The sequence below is a fragment of the Pseudonocardia sp. TMWB2A genome, from assembly GCF_017312135.1.
The window spans coordinates 1,975,179-1,993,507 of sequence record NZ_QKQY01000001.1; the positions used below are offsets into that span (position 1 = coordinate 1,975,179).

The window sequence follows — 18,329 nt, forward strand, 5'->3', positions numbered from 1 at the left end:
TCGGTTTCGACATTATCATGCTGCTTATGGGGGTCGCCTTTGTCGCGGGGGCGATTGATGCGATTGCGGGGGGTGGCGGGATGCTGACCATTCCGGCGATGCTGGCGGCGGGGATACCACCGGTGAATGCGCTCGCGACCAACAAGCTGCAATCGACCTTTGGCACCGGCGGTGCGGTCTTCGCCTTTGCGCGCAAGGGGCTCATCGATGTGCGCAGTTTTGCGCGGCCGATCATCGCCTCCTTGCTGGGGTCCGCGCTCGGCGCCTGGCTGCTCACGCAAATAGCGCCCGATTTCCTGTCGGCGCTGATCCCGTTGTTGCTCATCACTATGGCAGGCTATTTCCTGCTCGCGCCCAAAATGACCGAAGAGGACCGCAAGGGCGCAGGCGGCCCTGTGACCTTGCTCATTATCGCCGCAACGCTGGGCTGTTATGACGGGTTTTTCGGGCCCGGCACCGGATCCTTCCTCACGACCGCCTTGGTCGCAATCATGGGGATGGGCCTCACCCGCGCGGTCGCCCACACCAAATTGCTCAATCTGGCGAGCAATATTGCGGCGCTCGCGGTGTTTATCGCCAGCGGCAAGATCATCTGGATTATCGGCTTCACCATGGCGATCGGCAGCCTCGCGGGCGGCCAACTAGGCGCGCATCTCGCGCTCCGTTTCGGCGCGAGCGCGGTGCGTCCCCTGCTCGTCACCATCTGCCTCGCGCTCACCGTCAAACTGCTCGCCGACCCGGAAAACCCGTTAGGGCTGATGGTGCGCGGATGGTTGGCGGGTTAACCCTCCGAAATCTCCTCCAGCACCCCCCGGCAGGGCGCGAAGAAGGTGGTGCCGGTTTTGGCTTCGGAAAAGTCCAGCAGCCGGTCATATAAGCCTTCGGGCGCGCCGATGAACATGCGTTCGAGCATTTTTTCGGTGACCCAGAGCTTACCCGAATAGCCGATAAAATAGGTGCCATATTCGCCCGCGCCCGCGCTGCCGAACGGCATATTGTCGCGCAATATGTCATGTTCAACGCCCGCATCATCAGTGATGGTGGCAAGGCTTTTGTGCGATTTCTGGCGCTTGGCGTCATCGTCAATTTCCACATTGTCGATTTTCGTGCGCCCGATAATCGCCTCTTGCGCCTCGGTGCTTTGCTTTTTCCAAGTGGCCAGATTGTGGATATATTTTTGCACGACAATATAAGCGCCGCCCGCAAAGTCGGGGTCATCCTCGCGCGAGACTTGGGCGGATTTTTTAAGGTCGGGGCCGACCGGATTGGCGGTGCCATCGACAAAGCCGAGCAGGTCGCGCGCGTCGAAATAGCGGAAGCCCGTCACTTCATCGACGAGGTTCACCGCATCGCCGAGCGTATCGAGCAGGATGCGTTCAAATTCGAAACAGAAATCATACCGCTCGGCGCGGATATGGAAGAGCAGGTCACCCGGCGTCGAAGGCGCATCATGCGCCGCGCCCTTGATGGCCGTAAAAGGTTTCAGCTCCTTGGGCTTTTTGGGAAGCTTCAGCCGGTCCCAAAAATCGCTGCCGATGCCGACCACACAGGAAAGCCGCGCGTCCAGATCGCGGAAGGCGACATTTTTGACCAAGTCATCGATCGCACCCAGCGTATTGCGCACCGTCACCACCGCTTGCGGGCTATCCGGCACCGTCACCACCAGAAAAATCGCCGAAGAGGAAAGCGGCGCATCGGCACTTTGCGCATCAATCGGCACCCGGTCCCACGCATGATCGCCGCTATTATCCGCCATAAATGAAGTCCGCCATAAATAGTCTCCCGCCGTAACGCGTGGATATTTAAGCCGGATTGCGCCGCCAAGGCCAGCCCCCAAAAGCGCACGCTTCCACACACGCGCATAAAAAAGGGCGGCACCGCGGCCGCCCTTTTCTGTTCGCTCTGTCCTGATTGACGCTAGCGCCAATGCAGGGGTGATTAAAACACCTTGGCTTTGACGCCGATGTAGAAGGCGCGGCCTTCTGCGCTGATCGGGTAGGCGGTGGCGCCCACGTCCGGCTTGCGGTCAAACAGGTTGTTGATGCCCGCATAAACGTCGAACCGGTCATCGACATTGACGTTGGCATAAAGGCGCTGGTTGAACTTGTTGCGATACCAGAAATAGCCGGGTTCGATATAATCGGGGTTGGCTTCTTGCGATTCACGGCTGACGCGGCGGGTCTTGGAGAACCAGTCAATGCCATAGTTCAGCGTGAGCGCGCCCTTGGTCCAACCGATATCGAACGTACCGCTATATTTGGGAGCCGGATAGGCTGCCGAATACATTTCATTTTCCGGGTCCGCCCCAAGGCTCGGCACGAAGGAGAGCGACTTAAGATAGTTGCCCGCCAGACGCACATTGAACTTGCCCGCATTGTCGAACGGTTCAAAGCTGTAATTGACCGCAACGTCCAGACCGGAGGTTTTGAACGAGGCGACATTCTGGGGGATCACGGTATAATCGTTGATATACCCCTTTGGCCCGCCACGCGAGATAAGCGAGCAATAGGCATTGTCGAGGGTCGGCTGGTCATAACACAGGTCGACAATATCTTGGGCGGTCGAATATTGGATCGCCTTTTTCAAACGGATATCATACCAGTCCGCCGTAATCGACAGGCCGGGCGCGAAGCCGGGGCGCAGCACAACGCCTGCGGTCCAGGTTTTCGCGGTTTCCTCTTTCAGGTTGCGGTTGCCGCCGACCGTGCCGAGCAGGCTGCTATTGGCAGGCGAGGTCGGGTCGGTGGCCGGGTTGAACGTGGTCGGATCAATGCCGAGCGCGTTCAGCGCCGTGGCGCAATTGGCCTGACGATATTCGGTGCCTTCGCCCAGACGATCGACGCCGCACGGGTCGGTAATCCAGTCATAGGTGCCCGACGTTGCCGCGAACAATTCGGTAATGTTCGGCGCGCGGACGGCTTGCGAATAGGTGCCGCGGAACATGATGTCGCGGACCGGAGCCCAAGTGCCGTCCACTTTCCACGTGGTCGTGGTGCCGATGGTCGAATAATCCGACAGACGCACCGCGCCGCCGACCGACAGGATATGCGCGAACGGTACATCCTTGAGGATGGGCAGGTTGATTTCGCCGAATATTTCCTTGACGTCGAAGCTGCCCTTTTCGGGAGCAGATTGCGAGCTGTCCATAATCCAGCCATTCTGGGTGAATTCGGACGGAATGGTGTGGCTGCTTTCCTTGCGATATTCCGCACCGACCGCAAAGCCGACCGGACCACCGGGCAGATTGAAGAAGGAGCCGGTATCGCCCGACAACGAGGCCGAAACGACATGCTGGCGCACGCGCGCCCAGTCGCGATGGTCAACCGTGATGAAGTCCAAAGCTTCGCGGCTCGGCGTGCCATTGCCCAAAATGTTGAGCGGCACACATTCGCCCGGCTTGAACGTCACCGGCGGGCCGTTGAATGTCGGCAGGCCGCCGTCATTATAGCCGTAAATATCGGTTTCGCCCGGCAGGTTGATGCGGCAGGTGATATTGCCATTGGCATCCCGCACCGCGTCAATCGCCGCATAATAACGGTCGGTGACACGCGCATTATAATCGGTCGCTTTTTGGGTCGACTGGCCGAAGACATAGGAAATGTCATATTTCAGGTTCGAGCCGATGTCGCCGCGCGCGCCGACAACGGTGCGCCACAATTCGCGCTGCATTTCATATTGGCGCACGCCAAAGTCGAAATTGTCGCGGCTGAACAAGGCGCCATTGGCACCTGCCGCCCCGAAGCGTTCGATCAGATACGGGTTTCCGGGAAGCAATTCCGTGAAAAAGTCATAGGAAGGCTGACCGAAAGTGTCGGCTTTCGAGCGCACATATTTGCCTTCTGCATAAAGTTCGAGCGCAGGGCTGACTTCATAGCGCGCCATGATGTTGGCGATATGGCGACGCGAATAAGGCGTATAGTCGCCATAATAGATTTCGCGCGGGGTGTTGGTGCCGCCAATCGCAAGGCCACCGCCGCCGGGAAGCGCGATGCCATGGTCATAAACGCCGCCTTCACCGGTAAAGTCGGGCGAATAATCGAAATCAAGGTCGATTGCGCCGCCCATCCAGCTATCCGCCCAGGTGAGGTTGGTATAAAGGACGCGGTCGGGCACATTCGGATCATCCGGGAAATCCTGATTGTTGCGGATGAACGCATAGGAAGGCCCCGTGCGGCCATAATTCAGACGTTCTGTCTGACGGAAGCGATCGCTTTCGTTAAATTCATAGGACAAAGTGATGTTACCACGTCCATCGGCGAAATTTTTGCCGAAGGTCGCCGCAATATAGCGGTCGCCCGCATCACCACGCTGCGAAATGCCATATTGGCCACGCAGGTTCAGCCCTTCATAATCCTTTTTCATGATGAAGTTGACCACGCCCGAAACGCCGTCCGCACCATAAATAGCCGACGCGCCGCCGGTCAGCACGTCCACGCGCTCGACCAGATCGGTCGGGATGGTGTTGATATCGACCGCAGCATTGCCCGGAACACCGGCAACATGGCGACGGCCATCGACCAGCACCAGGGTGCGGCTTGACCCAAGGTTACGCAGGTTAAGCGTATTGACGCCGACCATCTGCGAACTTGACAGGTTGGTGCCTGCGACGTTGATATTGGTGGTCGAGCCGAGCAGCGCCGGACTTTCGACAAGGAAATCCGTGAGGTTCACATTACCCGTTTGCTGGATATTCTGTGCGCTCATAATCTGCACGGGGTTGGGCGATGCCAGTTCGGGACGCGCGATACGCGAACCCGTTACGATAATCGCTTCTTCCTGTGCCGGCGCAGTGTCCGCGCTCGTGCTGTCCACTGTCTCCGTCACGTCCTGCGCAAAAGCAGGTGCGGAGACGAGCGCGAGGCCCAACACCGCACTGGCGCAGGTCGATTTGAACGCTGAAATTCTTGTCACGGTCAATTTCCCTTTTTTATCTTATAGATAGAAAGGGGCGTCACAAAGGAGGCGAATCTTAGCCGCATATGACGCCCCCTGTCTGGGGCCGTCATTGCAACGGCCATCCGCTTCGTAAAGGGAAACCGCTATTTTTCGCCGGATTTTCAAGTGGTCGTGGCAATTATGTCACAAATTTGCCTTCATATTCTCACATATTTGTAATGCTGATATGCCCCGCATGAAGCGCCACAGGGGCGGTGGCTTTGCAGAGGAGCGCGGCAAAGAAAGCCGCCCTCACCACGCCCAACCTATCCGCGCTGCAAGGAAAATAGCGGCCATGATGATGCCGATGAAGAGGCTGCGGCGGTCCTTGATGGCAAAGGATACCGGGTCCCCGTCCACTTCCCCGCGTCGCGCCATCATCCAGATGCGGTTGAGCCAATAAAGCAACGGCAAACATAATAGCCAGAGCAAGTCCGGCGCCGCATATTGCGCCACCGTCGCCGGATCATGTGCGAACAGCGCCAACACGAGAATCGACACCATCCCCGCCGACACACCCGACGTCATCACCACATCAAGGTCGCCGCCGACATAGCCGCGTCCGCTCAGCAAACGGTGCGATTCCACCGCATCGCGCATTTCGATATAGCGTTTGAGATAGGCAAGGCTGAGGAACAGGAAGACCGAAAATAACAATAGCCAGAAGCTCAACGGCACAGCAATCGCCACGCTGCCAATCCAGATGCGGATGGTATAAAGCGCCGCCAGAATAATCGCATCGCCCACCATCACCGCTTTCAGACGGAAAGAATAAGCGGTGGTAATCGCCATATAGACACCGAGCCAGAAAACGAGCGGCGCACCGCCTGTCATCCAGCCGCCGACCAGCCCCGCCACCGCTAACAGGACCGCCCCGACCACCGCCGCAGGCACGCTCACATCGCCATGCGCGATGGGGCGTTTCCATTTGGTGCGATGGGCGCGATCGGAATCGATGTCGAGCAGGTCGTTGATAAGATAGATGGACGAAGCGATGAGCGACATGGCCACCGCCGCCAGCACCGACACCAGCAGCACGCGCGGATCGGTAAATTGCCCCGATGTAATGGCAGGCACCAGCACCAGCGCATTTTTCGCCCATTGGTGCGGGCGCATCGCTTTCAGGAAAGAGCGCGCAAAGGAACGACGCGGCGGCCCCAGCCGTTCGACCTGCGGCGCTTCGCCCGACCGCGGCGGGATATAGCCAGCCGACCAGCCACGCCGCGCGGCGCGCCACAGGCTGGTATCGGCGCGGCTGTCGCCCGCATAATCGAACGCCTGTCCTTCCCCGATGCGGCGGCGGATCATCGCCAGCTTGGCGCGCCCTTTGATATTGTCTCGCCCGCGCGTGGCGATAACCGCTTCATCAAGGCCCAAATGGCGCGCGATGCGGACAATATTGCGATGGTGGCTCGCGCTCGCCAGAATAACAGGCCGCCCTTCGGCTTTGGCATCGGCCATCAAGGCCAGCACCTCGTCGCGATAGGGCAGATGTTCCGGTTCGACCGGCGCGCGGCGCGCGGCCATGGTTTTGGCAACCGCGCGGCCCTTGAACAGCCATAAAATCAACAACAGCAACGGTCCCAGCCCCGCTTTGGCCAGCCGCACAAAGCTTTCGAGCGAAATATCCGCGCGGGTGAGCGTTCCGTCCACATCGACGAATAGCGGCACCGGAGGCTGAGACTGCTGAGACTGGGGCGACAGCGGAGAACCCGTGCCGCTGCCCTGTTGGGGTGCGATATTATCCTGTTGAGCCATAATCGTCAGTTCCGCCCTGCGCCAGATCCGGCGCCCGATCCTACGCTCGATAATGTTGCAAATCCGGCCCCCTTATGCGCGCGGCGCGCATCGAAACGCTGCCAGCCTTGCGCCAGCGCAGCGCCCGCCATCACGATCAGCAAGGGCATCACCGGATCGCGGTAGCGCATGATGATATAAGCCGCGGCATGGATAAGCCAGAAGCCGGCAACCATTGCGGCGATGACCGTCTTGTCGGCACGCGCGATAGTCCGTCCGGCAAAACCGGCACATGCGAACAGAAGGATGAACGCATATTGGACAATATCAACCAGCCGGATGCTCGCGACCGCTTTGGACGCAGCGAAATCGGCAGCGTCGGGCATATTCGGCTCCCAAAAATAGCCAAGCTTGGCAATCGCAAGTTTACCCGCCTCTACCGGATGGGCAGTAATCCATTCGCGCGCCGCCGCCTGTAACCTTTCGGCATTGCGGACTTCGCCCAAAGCCACGCGCGTTTCATTCCAGCCTTCGCCCAACGGCGTATCGGCAATGCTTATAAATTTGCCGGTCGCAGCCGGATTATTGCCGAGATAGAGGTTGAACGCACCATTGGTTGTCAGCACCGCTTTTCCGACCATCTGCTGCGTCGCATAAAGCCAGGGCGACAGGATGAGTAGGGCGGCAAGGCTGAACAACAGCCCGCTTTTCAAGGCCAGCCCCGCATTTTTGCGATACCATAGCCATAAGAGCGCGACCGCTACGCCTGCGCACAGCAAAAGCGAAGAGCCGCCTACCAGCAATCCTGCGCCCCACAACAGCCCCGCAATCGCTGCATGGCGCATCGGCCTCTCCCCGCGCGCAATCGCGAGCGCCGCGAGCGTCATGCCCAACAGGAGCGGCGTCGACAGATTTTCCTTTGCCACCATCGTCGCATTCCAGATGGCCGGAAGCCACAGCGCATAAACGCCCGCCGCCAACCAGCCAGCGCGCGGCGTGCCGGTCAGCCTCTCCCCCAGCCGCACCAGCAGCCAGACGGTGAGCGCACATAAGAGCAAATTGACCGCCAACACCACGCCGACGCTCGCCCCGAACAGCGCGAAAAAAGGCACGAGCAGCATCGGATAGCCTGCGCTGTAAAAAGCGTGCTGGCCGTAAATATCGGCCCATTCACCACGCGCGACCCAGCCTTGCGCCATGGTGAAATAGGCAAGGCCATCACTTTCGAGCGGTTGGTCCAGCACCAGTATCGCCGCCACCCGCACAATGAGCGCGAGCAGGATAAGAAGCGCCGTCACGCGCCCGCGAGGGGGCAAAAGCGTCATGCCGACCGCGCCACCAGAACGCATCCGGCAGCGATCAGCAATGTGCCGATCAAACGCCCCGCGCTCAAATGTTCGCCCAGATATAAGCTGCCCGCCGCCATAGTCAGGATGAAACCCATGCCGACAAAAGGATAAGCCAGCGACAAAGGCGCGCGGCCCAGCACGAACAGCCATAACAGCGCCCCGAACCCGTAAAGCCCCAGCCCGACATATACCATCGGCGATTGGAGCAGCGCGCCCATTTCGCCGCCAAGACCCGCGCCAGAAGCAGAGGCAGAGGCCGCCCCCGATGCGCCGCTTTTCGCCGCGCTTGTGCCGATTTTCAGCGCCAGTTGCGCCAGCGCGGACAGGCTGACACTTGCGACAATGAGCAGGAACAAACGGAATGTCATATCGGCAAAGCTCCCATCCCGGCCATGCTGGTCCGGTTGCCCTTTGAAAAAAGAAAGAGGCGGACCGTATAGCCCGCCTCTCTTAATAAGTGATTAGGCAAAATATCGACCCGTTTTTTGCAAAACGGGCCAATATTTACGCACGGCCTTATGAAATGGCCGGGTTATTCGCCGCTTGCAGATAGCGGAACCAGGTCGAACCCGCACCAAAAGCGCCCAGCGCTTCCTGCTCGGTCTTTTTCTGGTTACGCCAACCAGTCGCGCTGGCCTCGGCATTCGCAAGGTCGCTGCCGCTTTGTCCCAGTTGCGCACGCAGGATGGACGGTCCTGCAATAATCTGGTCCATCGCCTGCCCGTCTTTGGTGTAGGTCGCGCCGCCGGTGGTGAAAATATCCCAGCTTGCGACAGTGCCGTTCTGAATCTCCACATCCGCATAATTTTGCGGCAATGCGGCGACATTTCCGCCCGACGATGCCAGCGCGCTTCCGCTCCACAGGATGAAATAATATTCCACCGTGCTGCCCGTATTGGCGCGCGCAGCATCATTGATGCGCCCGACAATGCGCTTGCGGTGCTGGGCGATGAGCCAGTCGATGACCGCGCCTGCTTTGGCAGACGCTGCCCGGACCGCCGCATTAAAGCCCAACCGTTCGCCGATCGCCAAAGCGGTCAGCCAGTAACCGATGTAGAAATCATGCTGGGCAATCGAATCATTATCACCCCCGACACAGGGACCGAAACGGTGGGTCGCAGCATAGATCGCAAGCGCCTGATCAATTTGCCCGTTCGTCATGATATTCGCAGGCGGATTGTCAAAGCCGGGCGTGCTCGTTTTGAAACGGTCACTAAAGGCTTCGAAATCCTTGACGACAAAATCCAGCGTTTCGGCACGGCTGTACAAACGGTCCGAATTTTTCGACCCGGTTTTCCAGCACATCACGCGGTGGAGGAACTGCCACGCCGCCGAGCGTTCGGCAAACATCCCCGGATACCCGTTTCCGGAATTGAGGATGATATTTTCATACAGACGCGCCTGATCGCTGAAGCGATGGCCGAGGAACGCAAATTCCGGGGTTTTCCACAGCAACGACCCCCAGTGCGGGAATTGGTGCGCGTGGAGCAGGTCGATCTGGTTGGTGCCGAAATAGGGCTTGCGCGCCGCCGAACCGCCACGCGGCACCTTGCAGGTGAGCGGGCTGTAACCGTCGGCAAACTCGTAAGGACGACCGCCTTCGATATACCAGCTCCGGTTGGCCGGACGCGATGCTTCGCCATAGCCGTAATAATGGTTGCGCAGACCCGCATCGCGATTGGCATGAACCCCCTTGAACACCGGCACACAGCGCCCGCCTTCAAAAGCGTGGTAAGGATCGCTGGCATAAGCCGTCATATAATCCAGCGCGATGGTCGCCCAAGGGCGGCCGTCATGCGGACGGGTTGCGGCGACATCATACATATATTGCCCCACCGGTTCGGGGAAGGCCGCACGGTCATCGCGCGCACCGCCCGGCCCCGTAACCGGCGACCGGCCCGACTGGTTGAACGGCGTATATTTGAGCCACACCGCAGCATTGGGCATCAACGCATCGGAATGATAAAGGCCCTTCCACGGATCCGAGGTCACACCGACTTGGGTTTGCAGCGTGGCATAATCGGTCGGTTCGTACGGCATGGAGCGACAATTGGCAAAGCCGTTAAGCTGGCCTGCGCCACCCAGACGCATATCCCCGCCATTGACCGAATAGCCAAGGTGCGACGCATAGCCGATGGTCACATCATAACGCGGCAGATGCGTGTTGATAAATGTCTGGTCATAAGCATCGGGCGCTTTCGACCGCCAGATAATCCCCGAACGCACGGTGCCGCGCGGATACCATTTGTCGGTCGCATTGGTGATCGGAACGTCCCGGCCATCATAACTGCCTTCAAAAATACCCGGAACATCGGTGCCGTTGAGCGGACCGCCATCAGGACGTTCGATCATGCCGAGCAGCACGCCATTCTTGTCCTCGATGCGCCATTTATGGGGCACCATATAGCTTTCCTTGCCCGACGGATCGCCGAACGGATTGCTCGGCATTTCCGCCGCCGTCCAGTCATAGCCGAACTGGAACTGGACATAATCGTCCATCCGCACCGCTTCGCAATAATAAGCGATACCGCCAATGACCGGCACCGCGCCTTGCGGCAGACATTCCATCCAGCGCGGTTGGTTGGCGCCAAGCACGCTGTCTTCGAACTGGCAATTCTGGCGCGCCGGGCGCGTCATCACCAGCATATTGGCATGGCTTACCGCCGCACCGCTGGACCAATCCTCCAGCACCGCGCGATAGGCGACACCGGCTGCAATATCGAGCGGACCGACAATGACCGTGACGGTCGAAGCCGTGCCGCCGCCTGCGGGGGTATAGCTGATAGTGCGGGGCGGTTGTGCCGTGCCGACCGCAAGCGCATCGACATAAAGCTCTTCAATATCCGCCGCGCTCACCGTGCCCGATGTGACCGGCACAAAGGATTCCACGCCGACAATTTCATTGAGCGTCACGCGCACCGACTTCACTTGCAGATTTTGCGCGTTGGACGTGTTGCCGATCGACGCATTGCACTGCAATTCCGCCGCCGGTGTCATGCGCAGCTTGAAGCCGATGGACTGCGGCGCGCCAAAAGGCACACCATTGCGCAGGAACGTAACCGTGCCGCCCGGTCCCGCCACATCATCATCATAACGCACGCCGATCCGTTCTTCCGCGCTATTGGAAAGGCCGGTATCGCTGAGCAGCGTGATATTGGTGGTGCCACGGTCGATATTGACCGAAACCCGCCCGGCTTGCCAATGCGTGTTCAACTGGAAGCAGGCTTTATTATAATCATAAAGCGACACCAGCACCGCGCTCCCCACCGGAACGATGCCGGTATATTCCAACGTAAAGGAAAGCGGGGTCTGGGTGGTTGCAGGATCATTGGTGGTGGGAAGCGCAATCCCGGCGGCACCAGCGGACAGATATGTACCGGCAGGCAGGTTGAAATAACCGCCCGAATAGCTTGTGCCCGTTCCCACGACCGTCAAGCTGTTGGCGGTCACACCGCCATTGGTCTGCACGGGGGTAAAGCTGCTGCTATTGCTGTCCAGCACATAGCTACTCGACTTGTCGGTCGGGGTCGGCGTTACCACGCGCTTGACCAGCGACAGCCCGGAAGGCACCGACAGCGTATAATTGCCGCTTGCGCCCTGCATATCAATGTCGAGCGGAAAGCGCGTGCCGGGATCGCCATAAACGGTGAGGTCATCCGGACCACCGGTGCCGCCATCCTGTGTTTCCTTGACGGTCAGCGCGATGCTTTTAACCTGTTGCAGCGCGGAATCGGACGTATTGCCCAATGATGCGTTGCACTGGAACTGGCATTGCGGCGTCACCCGTGCCTTATAGGCCAGATTTTGCACAGGGCCGAACGGCGCACCGTTACGCAGGAAGGTAATCGTGCCGCCCGCGCCGCCGGGATTATCGTCATAGCGCACGCCGACCACTTCTTCGCTGGTCATCGAATAGCCGCTAATGCTTTCGATCATTTCCAACGGCGAGCCTTCGCGTTCGACATAGATGCGCACGCGGCCCGGTTGCCAGTGCGCGCATAAATTCATGCTCGCCTTGTTCCATTCCTGAAGGCTGACCAGCGGCGCATCGTCCGCCGGAAGGATACCGGTCCATTCCAGCGTCATCGACGCAGGAGTCTGCGTCAAAGCTAGGTCGGAACTGGTCGGCAGATTGATGCCGACATTGCCGCCATCAAGATAACAATTGACCGGCAAGGACAAGCGCCCCGCCGAATAGCTCGCCCCTGAACCGACAATGGCAAGCGACGTGCCGGTCGCACCGCCATTGCTCTGCACCGGCGCAAAAGGCCCGGTCGCATTGGCGAAATTATAGGTAGATGTTACGGGAGTACTCATGCGTTTCTCCATCGAAGCGTAAGCGACCATGACGCCCGCCCCCACGGGGGTCGCGGACAGACGGCATGGTCCGGACAATACATCCGGACATTTTGATACTCGCCGCTCCCCGCCCGTCGCGGCGCGCAAAAAGGCGCGCCCACGGCCCGCCTGATACAGGCCGTTCAGGACCGGAACCGGTCAAAGGCACAGGCCGACACCCCGCTGCCCGCCCCTCCCCTGCGCCACCCCAAAGCGGCACAGCAGAAAAAGCCGGACATAAGGATAAAGCCCGCCCCCGACGGCAGCCACAAAACTGCCCCGACCCACGGAATCACCATGTCTGAATGTTCCCCTGATATAAGAGAACAAGGTTAATTTGTCAAGGTTAAAATAACCTTTTTGGTTATTTTAACCTATAACGCGCTGTCCCGCTACCGGCTGCGCAGGCTGCACAGACCACGAAAATTATCCGCACGCACGCATCACCAAGCTCATTCTCTCTCTTCTTCTATTTTTGCACCAATTCCACACCGCAAATCCTTTTCACCCGATATGGACATAAGATGTTATTTTTGTTGAAATAAAAATAATATGCGGACATTAACACATATGTAGAATTCGCAAAAAAGGGGGCGTAACAGATGCAGAAGATTATTTATTTCAATATTGGCTGGATGAAATTTTATAACGGCCCGGCTGCAGATGATCCGACGTTGGGCGCGCACGGCTATCTCGCCGACAAAAAGCATGGGCATGAAGCGTCGAACTTTAAAAAAACGTCAGATAATAAGGCTCAGGGATATCGCCCTCCCGGCACTGATGATGCCGTAAATATCAAAAGGCTGGGCGCGAAGCCGTCAGACGAAAAAATCGACAATGTGCTTGTCGTCTGGATTGCGCGCCATCCGAAATCCAATGTCACGCAAATTGTCGGATGGTATCGCAACGCAACCGTTTACCGCCACTGTCGCCAAGGCGAATTCACGATAAACGGATCTCGTGTCTATCATGCTGCAACCTGTGCCTACAAGGACGCCTATTGTATTCCCGAAGATGCACGCAGCTTCCAAATCATGAGCAGCCGCCAAAAGCCCGGTGCAGGATTCGGCCAAAAGCCGACATGGTATGGTGCCCCTGCCGTCGACAAAAAAGTCATCCGCTATATCGACAATTATGATGCGCGCATGGCGAACGCCAAAAAGAATAAATCCGGTAGCGGAAAATCACCACGCAATATGGACCCGGAAGCCCGCAAGATTATCGAGGAGAAAGCCGTTAAATCGGCCGCTGCACATTTTAAGGCCATCTACCCCCGTTGCAAAATCGTATCGGTCGAACGGGATGCTGTGGGATGGGATCTGGAAGTCTTGATTAACAGAAAGGTGCAATGGAAAGTTGAAGTTAAAGGCCTGTCGGGGCCGTTCGGAATTTGCGAATTGACGCCGAACGAATATACACAAATGCGCCACGCCGACCATCGCGCACAATATGTCATTTTCGTCGCATCAAATCTTGCTGCGCCTCCTCCCGCTGTGCCGGTAAACACCGTTTTTTATCCGGCAGACAAGGGCGAGTGGCACACGGAAGATGGTGCCATTCTTACCATAAGGGAGGCCACAGCAGCACGCCTTTCCTATAAGCGATAAGCCGCAAACAAGGGGCCGTGCGACAACAATCCGCGGCCCCTTCACCCCCACCCCAGCACCCTCGGGCCTGACGCCATACCGTCGCTCAATAAAGCGGTCAGCGCATAGACGAGGGCGTCGGCGCGGTCGGGGGATGTGCCGGGGCCGATATAGCCTTGCGTCATGGTAAGCCCGCACATTTGGGCTTCCAGTTCGGGGAAGAGGTCGGCATGGGCGATGCGGCCGGTTTCATACCAGACCGACACCGGTTCGGCGCGCGCGGTCTTGCTTTTATGCGCGTGGGTGAGGCGGATGGGGATGGAGCAGCCTGCCGCTTCCAGCACCTTGCGCACCATCTCGCCGCCCTGGTTGCTTTCGGCGATGACCAGTCCCGCGCCCCATTTTTGCGCGGCGCTATTGACGCGCGCGGCCCAGCCGCTCGGCCCGGTGTGGCCCACACTTTCATCGGACAGGATGACCGCGCGGCAAGGATGCGGCGAAATAGCCGGTAACAGGCCCGGTAACAGGCCCGGCGGCGCGCCATAGCGGCTGTCCCCGCCTTGCAGCGCGTCCCCGTCATCACTTGCCGGATCAAGCAGCGCGGCGACAATAATCCCGCACGCATCGCCATTGCCTGTCGTCGCCGGGTCGACCCCGATCACCACCCGCCGCCAAGGCAAGCCCGGATCATAGCGCGCGCGCGCCGCTTGCAACAAAGCGGGCGTCCACAGCGCATTGTCCGCGCCCTCCAACAGCTCGCCATCCAGCTCCTGCCGCCCGATCCGGCTATCGCCATAATCGTCGCGCAGCGCGGTGCGGGCCGACACCGGCAAGCAGGTCCGGTTATCGTCCATCCGACCGCTGCTGATAATCACCGAAGCCTTGTTATCGGCATCGCGCACCAGATCGCTGACCAATGTGCAATAGCGCGGCGTGGTGGTCGCCAGCACGCGCGGGCGCAGGCCCAGCCGCAACCCCAGCCGTAAATTCATCCACGCCCGCTTGCCATGCGGCCATTTGGCAATTTCGTCGCACCACGCATAATGATGTTGCGGCCCGCGCAGCGCATCGGGCTCTGCCGCGCCATAAATGAAAGCACGTGCGCCATTGGGCCAGCTGAGCTGGCGCAGGCTAGGCTCCCAGGTCGGCGCATCGTCGGGATGCGCGGCATAAAGGGCGAGCAGCCCGCTTTCCCCTTCGACCATGACGCTGCGCGCTTCGTGAAGGCTGGCGGCAACAAGTGCGATCCGCATATGGCTTTTGGGCCCGCGATGATGGGGGTCGCCGACAAGCTGGCGCACCCATTCGGCCCCGGCGCGCGTCTTGCCAAAGCCGCGACCCGCCATCATCACCCACACATCCCAGTTGCGCCGGTGCGGAATTTGCGAGCGCCGCGCGGTCATTGCCCAACTGCCCAGCACCGCCGCCGCCTCGTCGGGCGCTGCGTCCAGCGCATAGGCAAGCGCGGTCGCAATATCTTGAGGCTCGACCTTGGCATCCAGAAAACTCGGACGCGGATCATGGGGTAGACGCGGCATGGAACGGATTCCTTTATGTGGGGGGAAGAAGGGTTAGGGGCTCATGCGGATGGGCAGAGAAAATCATAAAATGCAGGGAGCGCCGCCAGCAGCAAAGCGCATGGCATCACTTTGAACGCCACCGCGTTTTCGCTCACTTTTCCCTATTTCTTTCAAGCGGATTAAAAATCCCTGCCCCTATCAGCATATTAACTTTTGCCGCTTACCAAGACCGCGACGGAGGAAATATGACCACAAATCGCAAACAGAAGAATGGGCCTTTGGATGGCGTCGAAAAGATTGCCATACCCCTTGCCGGGTTTTGCGCTTTTGGCCTTATCCTTGGCAATATTGAAAAATTGCTTCCGGTTCTACTCGCGCTTCTAATCGTTCCGGTGATTTGGTTTTTCTGGCATCAAATGCGGAAGCGCAAAAAAAGCGAGATGCTGCATGAAAGACTGATTTGCGCGATCGCAGCCCATGAAAATGCGCTTATCTCCTATTTCCACCAATCGCGGCGCGAAGATTTATTCGGCAATATCGACGATGCAAAATGGCAGGAAAAGATCAATATCTTCCTCAAAAACAATGTCGTGCCCGAAATTCAGCATTTTACGAAATGGCGGCTTACTTCTTCAGGACAGCAAGCCGCTCATCTTGTGCACGCAAAAACCGTTGCTCTGGTTGAGGCGCACCGGCAAGCGAATCCGCTGGCTTGTGTGGATGCAGCGACGCTGACGCCGATGGAATATGAACGGCATTGCGCTGCCATCCTGCACGAAGCCGGATGGGTTATAAAAATGACACCGGCCACGCGAGACGGTGGGGCCGATTTTATTGCCGAGAAGGATCAATGGCGGATGGTTGTCCAATGCAAACGCTATTCTCAACCTGTAGGGAATAAAGCAGTACAGGAAATCAATGCTGCTGTCAGATTATATAATGGCAATATTGCTTGCGTGGTCGCGCCGACAGGCTTTACCCGGCAGGCCCAGACGGAGGCTCAAACGCTCAGCGTCCATCTTCTGCATCATTCATCATTACCTGCCTTTGCCCAACAGATAAGCGAGCAGGGTTAAATTGATGTCATGCGCGCTGCACCGCATGCAGCGCCATTCGCTCTGAAGGCCCGCTTCGCCCGAAGGGGAAAGCAAAATATCCGACGACATAACCCGCGCCCGTCCACGCAAACACCACCCTCTGCGCCCTCCCTTCCTCTGCGCCTCTGCGTGAGCCGCTTAATCCTCCCCTGATAAGAAAGGTGGAGCGACCTACGTTGGGGCAACGGCCCGCGCGGTTCATAATCCTCCCCTGTGAAGGGGAGGTGGCGCGACCGGAGGTCGTGACGGAGGGGTGTCCGGCTCTCGATAGGGTGTCACCCCTCCGCCATTTGCTGACGCAAATGCCACCTCCCCTTTTGAGGGGAGGATTTTTGGAATGCCGCTCTAACGCCCTCACGGGAACTCTGTACGCCCTCACCGGACCACAGCGAACCCAATCTCCGCGCCTTCGCGCCTCCGCGCGAACCTACTAAAAGACACGTCCGAAGAATCACCCCACCAACAGCGCCAAGTCACACCCCCGCCAAACCCGTCACCCACCCATGCAACCCGACCTATCCGCCACCCCCGCACACCCCATGCAAGCGCCCCCGCATCAACCGCTTACCGCACCTGCGTCCACGGCGTGCGCGGGGGCATTTTTGTCCGGACAGGACGCCCCTTGCATAATCGCCCGCCTTATGACAAACTCCCTGAATTATGGGAGAAATGACGGCTGGGCTGGCCCCGATGCCAGCGACCGGACCGGCGCACCGTATGCGCCAGATTTTAATCGCGGTGATGATCATCGCCTTTGCCCTGAGCTTTGTTCCGGGTGTGGCGGCCAGTGCGCCGCAAGCGCCTTTCGCGCTATTCATCGTCAGTATCGCCGCCGCGATCGGTCAGGCCTTTGTCGGCTGGCGCGATGATGCGGCCTATACCGCGCGCCATTTTCGCGGGCGCTGGACGTTGAGCCTCACCGCCTTGGTGCCGGTCCTCTTCTTTTGCGGCCTGATTTTCCGGATCATTGCCGCGCGCGATATGCTTGCGGCGCTGGTGGTGACGGGGCTGGTGCTGGGCGCGATGGCGCTCTGCCTTGCGCGCGATCCGACCGGAGACGCGGCGTGCGGCGCCGACGCCGAAGCGCAGGATATTTGCCGCACCCGCGCGCGCTGGATCCACCGCACGCAAATGGTCGTGCTGACGCTGATCGGTATCGGCGCGATGGCGCAATTTTATGCGCTCGGCCATGCGCCCGATTATGCGCTCACCATCCCGCAATTCGCGCTGGCGGTCGGCGGCATAGTGGTGCTGGGGCTGCAAGGCGTCAACAGCCTTGCCATCGGCCGCCAACTGCGCAATCCCAACCGCCGCCGCGGCCATATCGACCGCTGGCAAGACCTCCTCCCCGGCCTGCTTTTCCTTGTCGCGCTGACCGGATTCACCGCCTGGTTTCTGGGGCCGGACGGGGTCTACGCAATCGCCATCGGCGCGGTCCTCGTCGCGTTCCAACTGGCAACCATGCTCGCACTGGCGAACAAGGAAAGGCCCGGTAAAGAAGAGCATAGTCCGGCGGGGTAGGTCCGGCTGGGTAAGTGCGGCGGGGGTGTGACTTGGCACTTTTGCCGGGGTGATTTTTTTGTGGCGTCATTTTGAAGGTTCGCGCGGAGACGCGAAGGCGCGGAGATAGGGGCGCTGCGGTCCGGTTTGGGGAAGGCTTAGGGCGTTTCCGGAAAGGCGTCAGAGCGGAATTCCTCATAATCCTCCCCTGCCAAGAGGAGGTGGCGCGCGCGCAAGCACGTGACGGAGGGGTATCACCCTCTCGAT

General features: G+C 59.1%; 11 protein-coding genes. 4 read left to right on the top strand and 7 right to left on the bottom strand.

Features of this window, described 5'->3' with window-relative positions:
• The first annotated feature begins 26 nt into the window (after positions 1–26).
• Positions 27–785 (top strand): TSUP family transporter, encoded by a 759-nt coding sequence (locus tag DMP17_RS09265; protein WP_337829774.1) that lies wholly within the window; start codon positions 27–29, stop codon positions 783–785.
• On the opposite strand, the gene DMP17_RS09270 is transcribed toward DMP17_RS09265, so the two are convergent.
• The 6 genes from DMP17_RS09270 to DMP17_RS09295 all read right to left on the bottom strand — a co-directional run bounded on the left by DMP17_RS09270 (position 782) and on the right by DMP17_RS09295 (position 12,338).
• Complete coding sequence (locus tag DMP17_RS09270; protein WP_337828788.1) at positions 782–1,855, bottom strand: Dyp-type peroxidase; 1,074 nt, start codon at positions 1,853–1,855, stop codon at positions 782–784. The two genes, DMP17_RS09265 and DMP17_RS09270, sit on opposite strands and share 4 nt — an antisense overlap.
• Before the next feature lie 83 nt (positions 1,856–1,938).
• Complete coding sequence (locus DMP17_RS09275) at positions 1,939–4,911, bottom strand: TonB-dependent receptor plug domain-containing protein (RefSeq protein WP_337828789.1); 2,973 nt, start codon at positions 4,909–4,911, stop codon at positions 1,939–1,941.
• 276 nt (positions 4,912–5,187) lie between these two features.
• The gene (locus tag DMP17_RS09280; protein ID WP_337828790.1) at positions 5,188–6,693 is read right to left on the bottom strand and encodes a UbiA family prenyltransferase; all 1,506 of its coding nucleotides are present in this window, start codon (positions 6,691–6,693) and stop codon (positions 5,188–5,190) included.
• 5 nt (positions 6,694–6,698) lie between these two features.
• Positions 6,699–7,997, bottom strand: coding sequence for an ArnT family glycosyltransferase (locus DMP17_RS09285; protein ID WP_337828791.1), 1,299 nt, complete (start codon positions 7,995–7,997; stop codon positions 6,699–6,701).
• Positions 7,994–8,389, bottom strand: coding sequence for a hypothetical protein (locus tag DMP17_RS09290; protein WP_337828792.1), 396 nt, complete (start codon positions 8,387–8,389; stop codon positions 7,994–7,996). The genes DMP17_RS09285 and DMP17_RS09290 overlap by 4 nt, the downstream gene beginning before the upstream one ends.
• Positions 8,390–8,537: 148 nt before the next feature.
• Positions 8,538–12,338, bottom strand: a complete 3,801-nt coding sequence (locus DMP17_RS09295; protein WP_337828793.1) for a hypothetical protein — start codon at positions 12,336–12,338, stop codon at positions 8,538–8,540.
• Between the two features lie 623 nt (positions 12,339–12,961).
• Here DMP17_RS09295 and DMP17_RS09300 point away from each other — a divergent pair.
• The gene (locus DMP17_RS09300; protein ID WP_337828794.1) at positions 12,962–13,966 is read left to right on the top strand and encodes a protein NO VEIN domain-containing protein; all 1,005 of its coding nucleotides are present in this window, start codon (positions 12,962–12,964) and stop codon (positions 13,964–13,966) included.
• Positions 13,967–14,007: 41 nt separating this feature from the next.
• On the opposite strand, the gene DMP17_RS09305 is transcribed toward DMP17_RS09300, so the two are convergent.
• Positions 14,008–15,483, bottom strand: a complete 1,476-nt coding sequence (locus DMP17_RS09305) for a terminase large subunit domain-containing protein (RefSeq protein ID WP_337828795.1) — start codon at positions 15,481–15,483, stop codon at positions 14,008–14,010.
• 227 nt (positions 15,484–15,710) lie between these two features.
• Between DMP17_RS09305 and DMP17_RS09310 the strand changes: the two genes are divergently transcribed.
• A complete protein-coding gene (locus DMP17_RS09310) occupies positions 15,711–16,541 on the top strand; it encodes a restriction endonuclease (protein ID WP_337828796.1) in 831 nt (276 codons plus the stop codon).
• A 690-nt stretch (positions 16,542–17,231) separates the two neighbouring features.
• Positions 17,232–18,083 carry a hypothetical protein gene (locus DMP17_RS09315; protein WP_337828797.1) on the top strand — a complete coding sequence of 284 codons (852 nt, stop codon included), beginning with the start codon at positions 17,232–17,234 and terminating at the stop codon, positions 18,081–18,083.
• Positions 18,084–18,329: the final 246 nt, after the last annotated feature.

Excerpts from the sequence above, each read along its gene's own strand:
- DMP17_RS09265 (WP_337829774.1), top strand. The coding sequence starts at position 27 with ATGGGGGTCGCCTTTGTCGCGGGGGCGATTGATGCGATTGCGGGGGGT.
- DMP17_RS09280 (WP_337828790.1), bottom strand. The coding sequence starts at position 6,693 with ATGGCTCAACAGGATAATATCGCACCCCAACAGGGCAGCGGCACGGGT.
- DMP17_RS09285 (WP_337828791.1), bottom strand. The coding sequence starts at position 7,997 with ATGACGCTTTTGCCCCCTCGCGGGCGCGTGACGGCGCTTCTTATCCTG.
- DMP17_RS09290 (WP_337828792.1), bottom strand. The coding sequence starts at position 8,389 with ATGACATTCCGTTTGTTCCTGCTCATTGTCGCAAGTGTCAGCCTGTCC.
- DMP17_RS09295 (WP_337828793.1), bottom strand. The coding sequence starts at position 12,338 with ATGAGTACTCCCGTAACATCTACCTATAATTTCGCCAATGCGACCGGG.
- DMP17_RS09300 (WP_337828794.1), top strand. The coding sequence starts at position 12,962 with ATGCAGAAGATTATTTATTTCAATATTGGCTGGATGAAATTTTATAAC.
- DMP17_RS09305 (WP_337828795.1), bottom strand. The coding sequence starts at position 15,483 with ATGCCGCGTCTACCCCATGATCCGCGTCCGAGTTTTCTGGATGCCAAG.
- DMP17_RS09310 (WP_337828796.1), top strand. The coding sequence starts at position 15,711 with ATGACCACAAATCGCAAACAGAAGAATGGGCCTTTGGATGGCGTCGAA.
- DMP17_RS09315 (WP_337828797.1), top strand. The coding sequence starts at position 17,232 with ATGACGGCTGGGCTGGCCCCGATGCCAGCGACCGGACCGGCGCACCGT.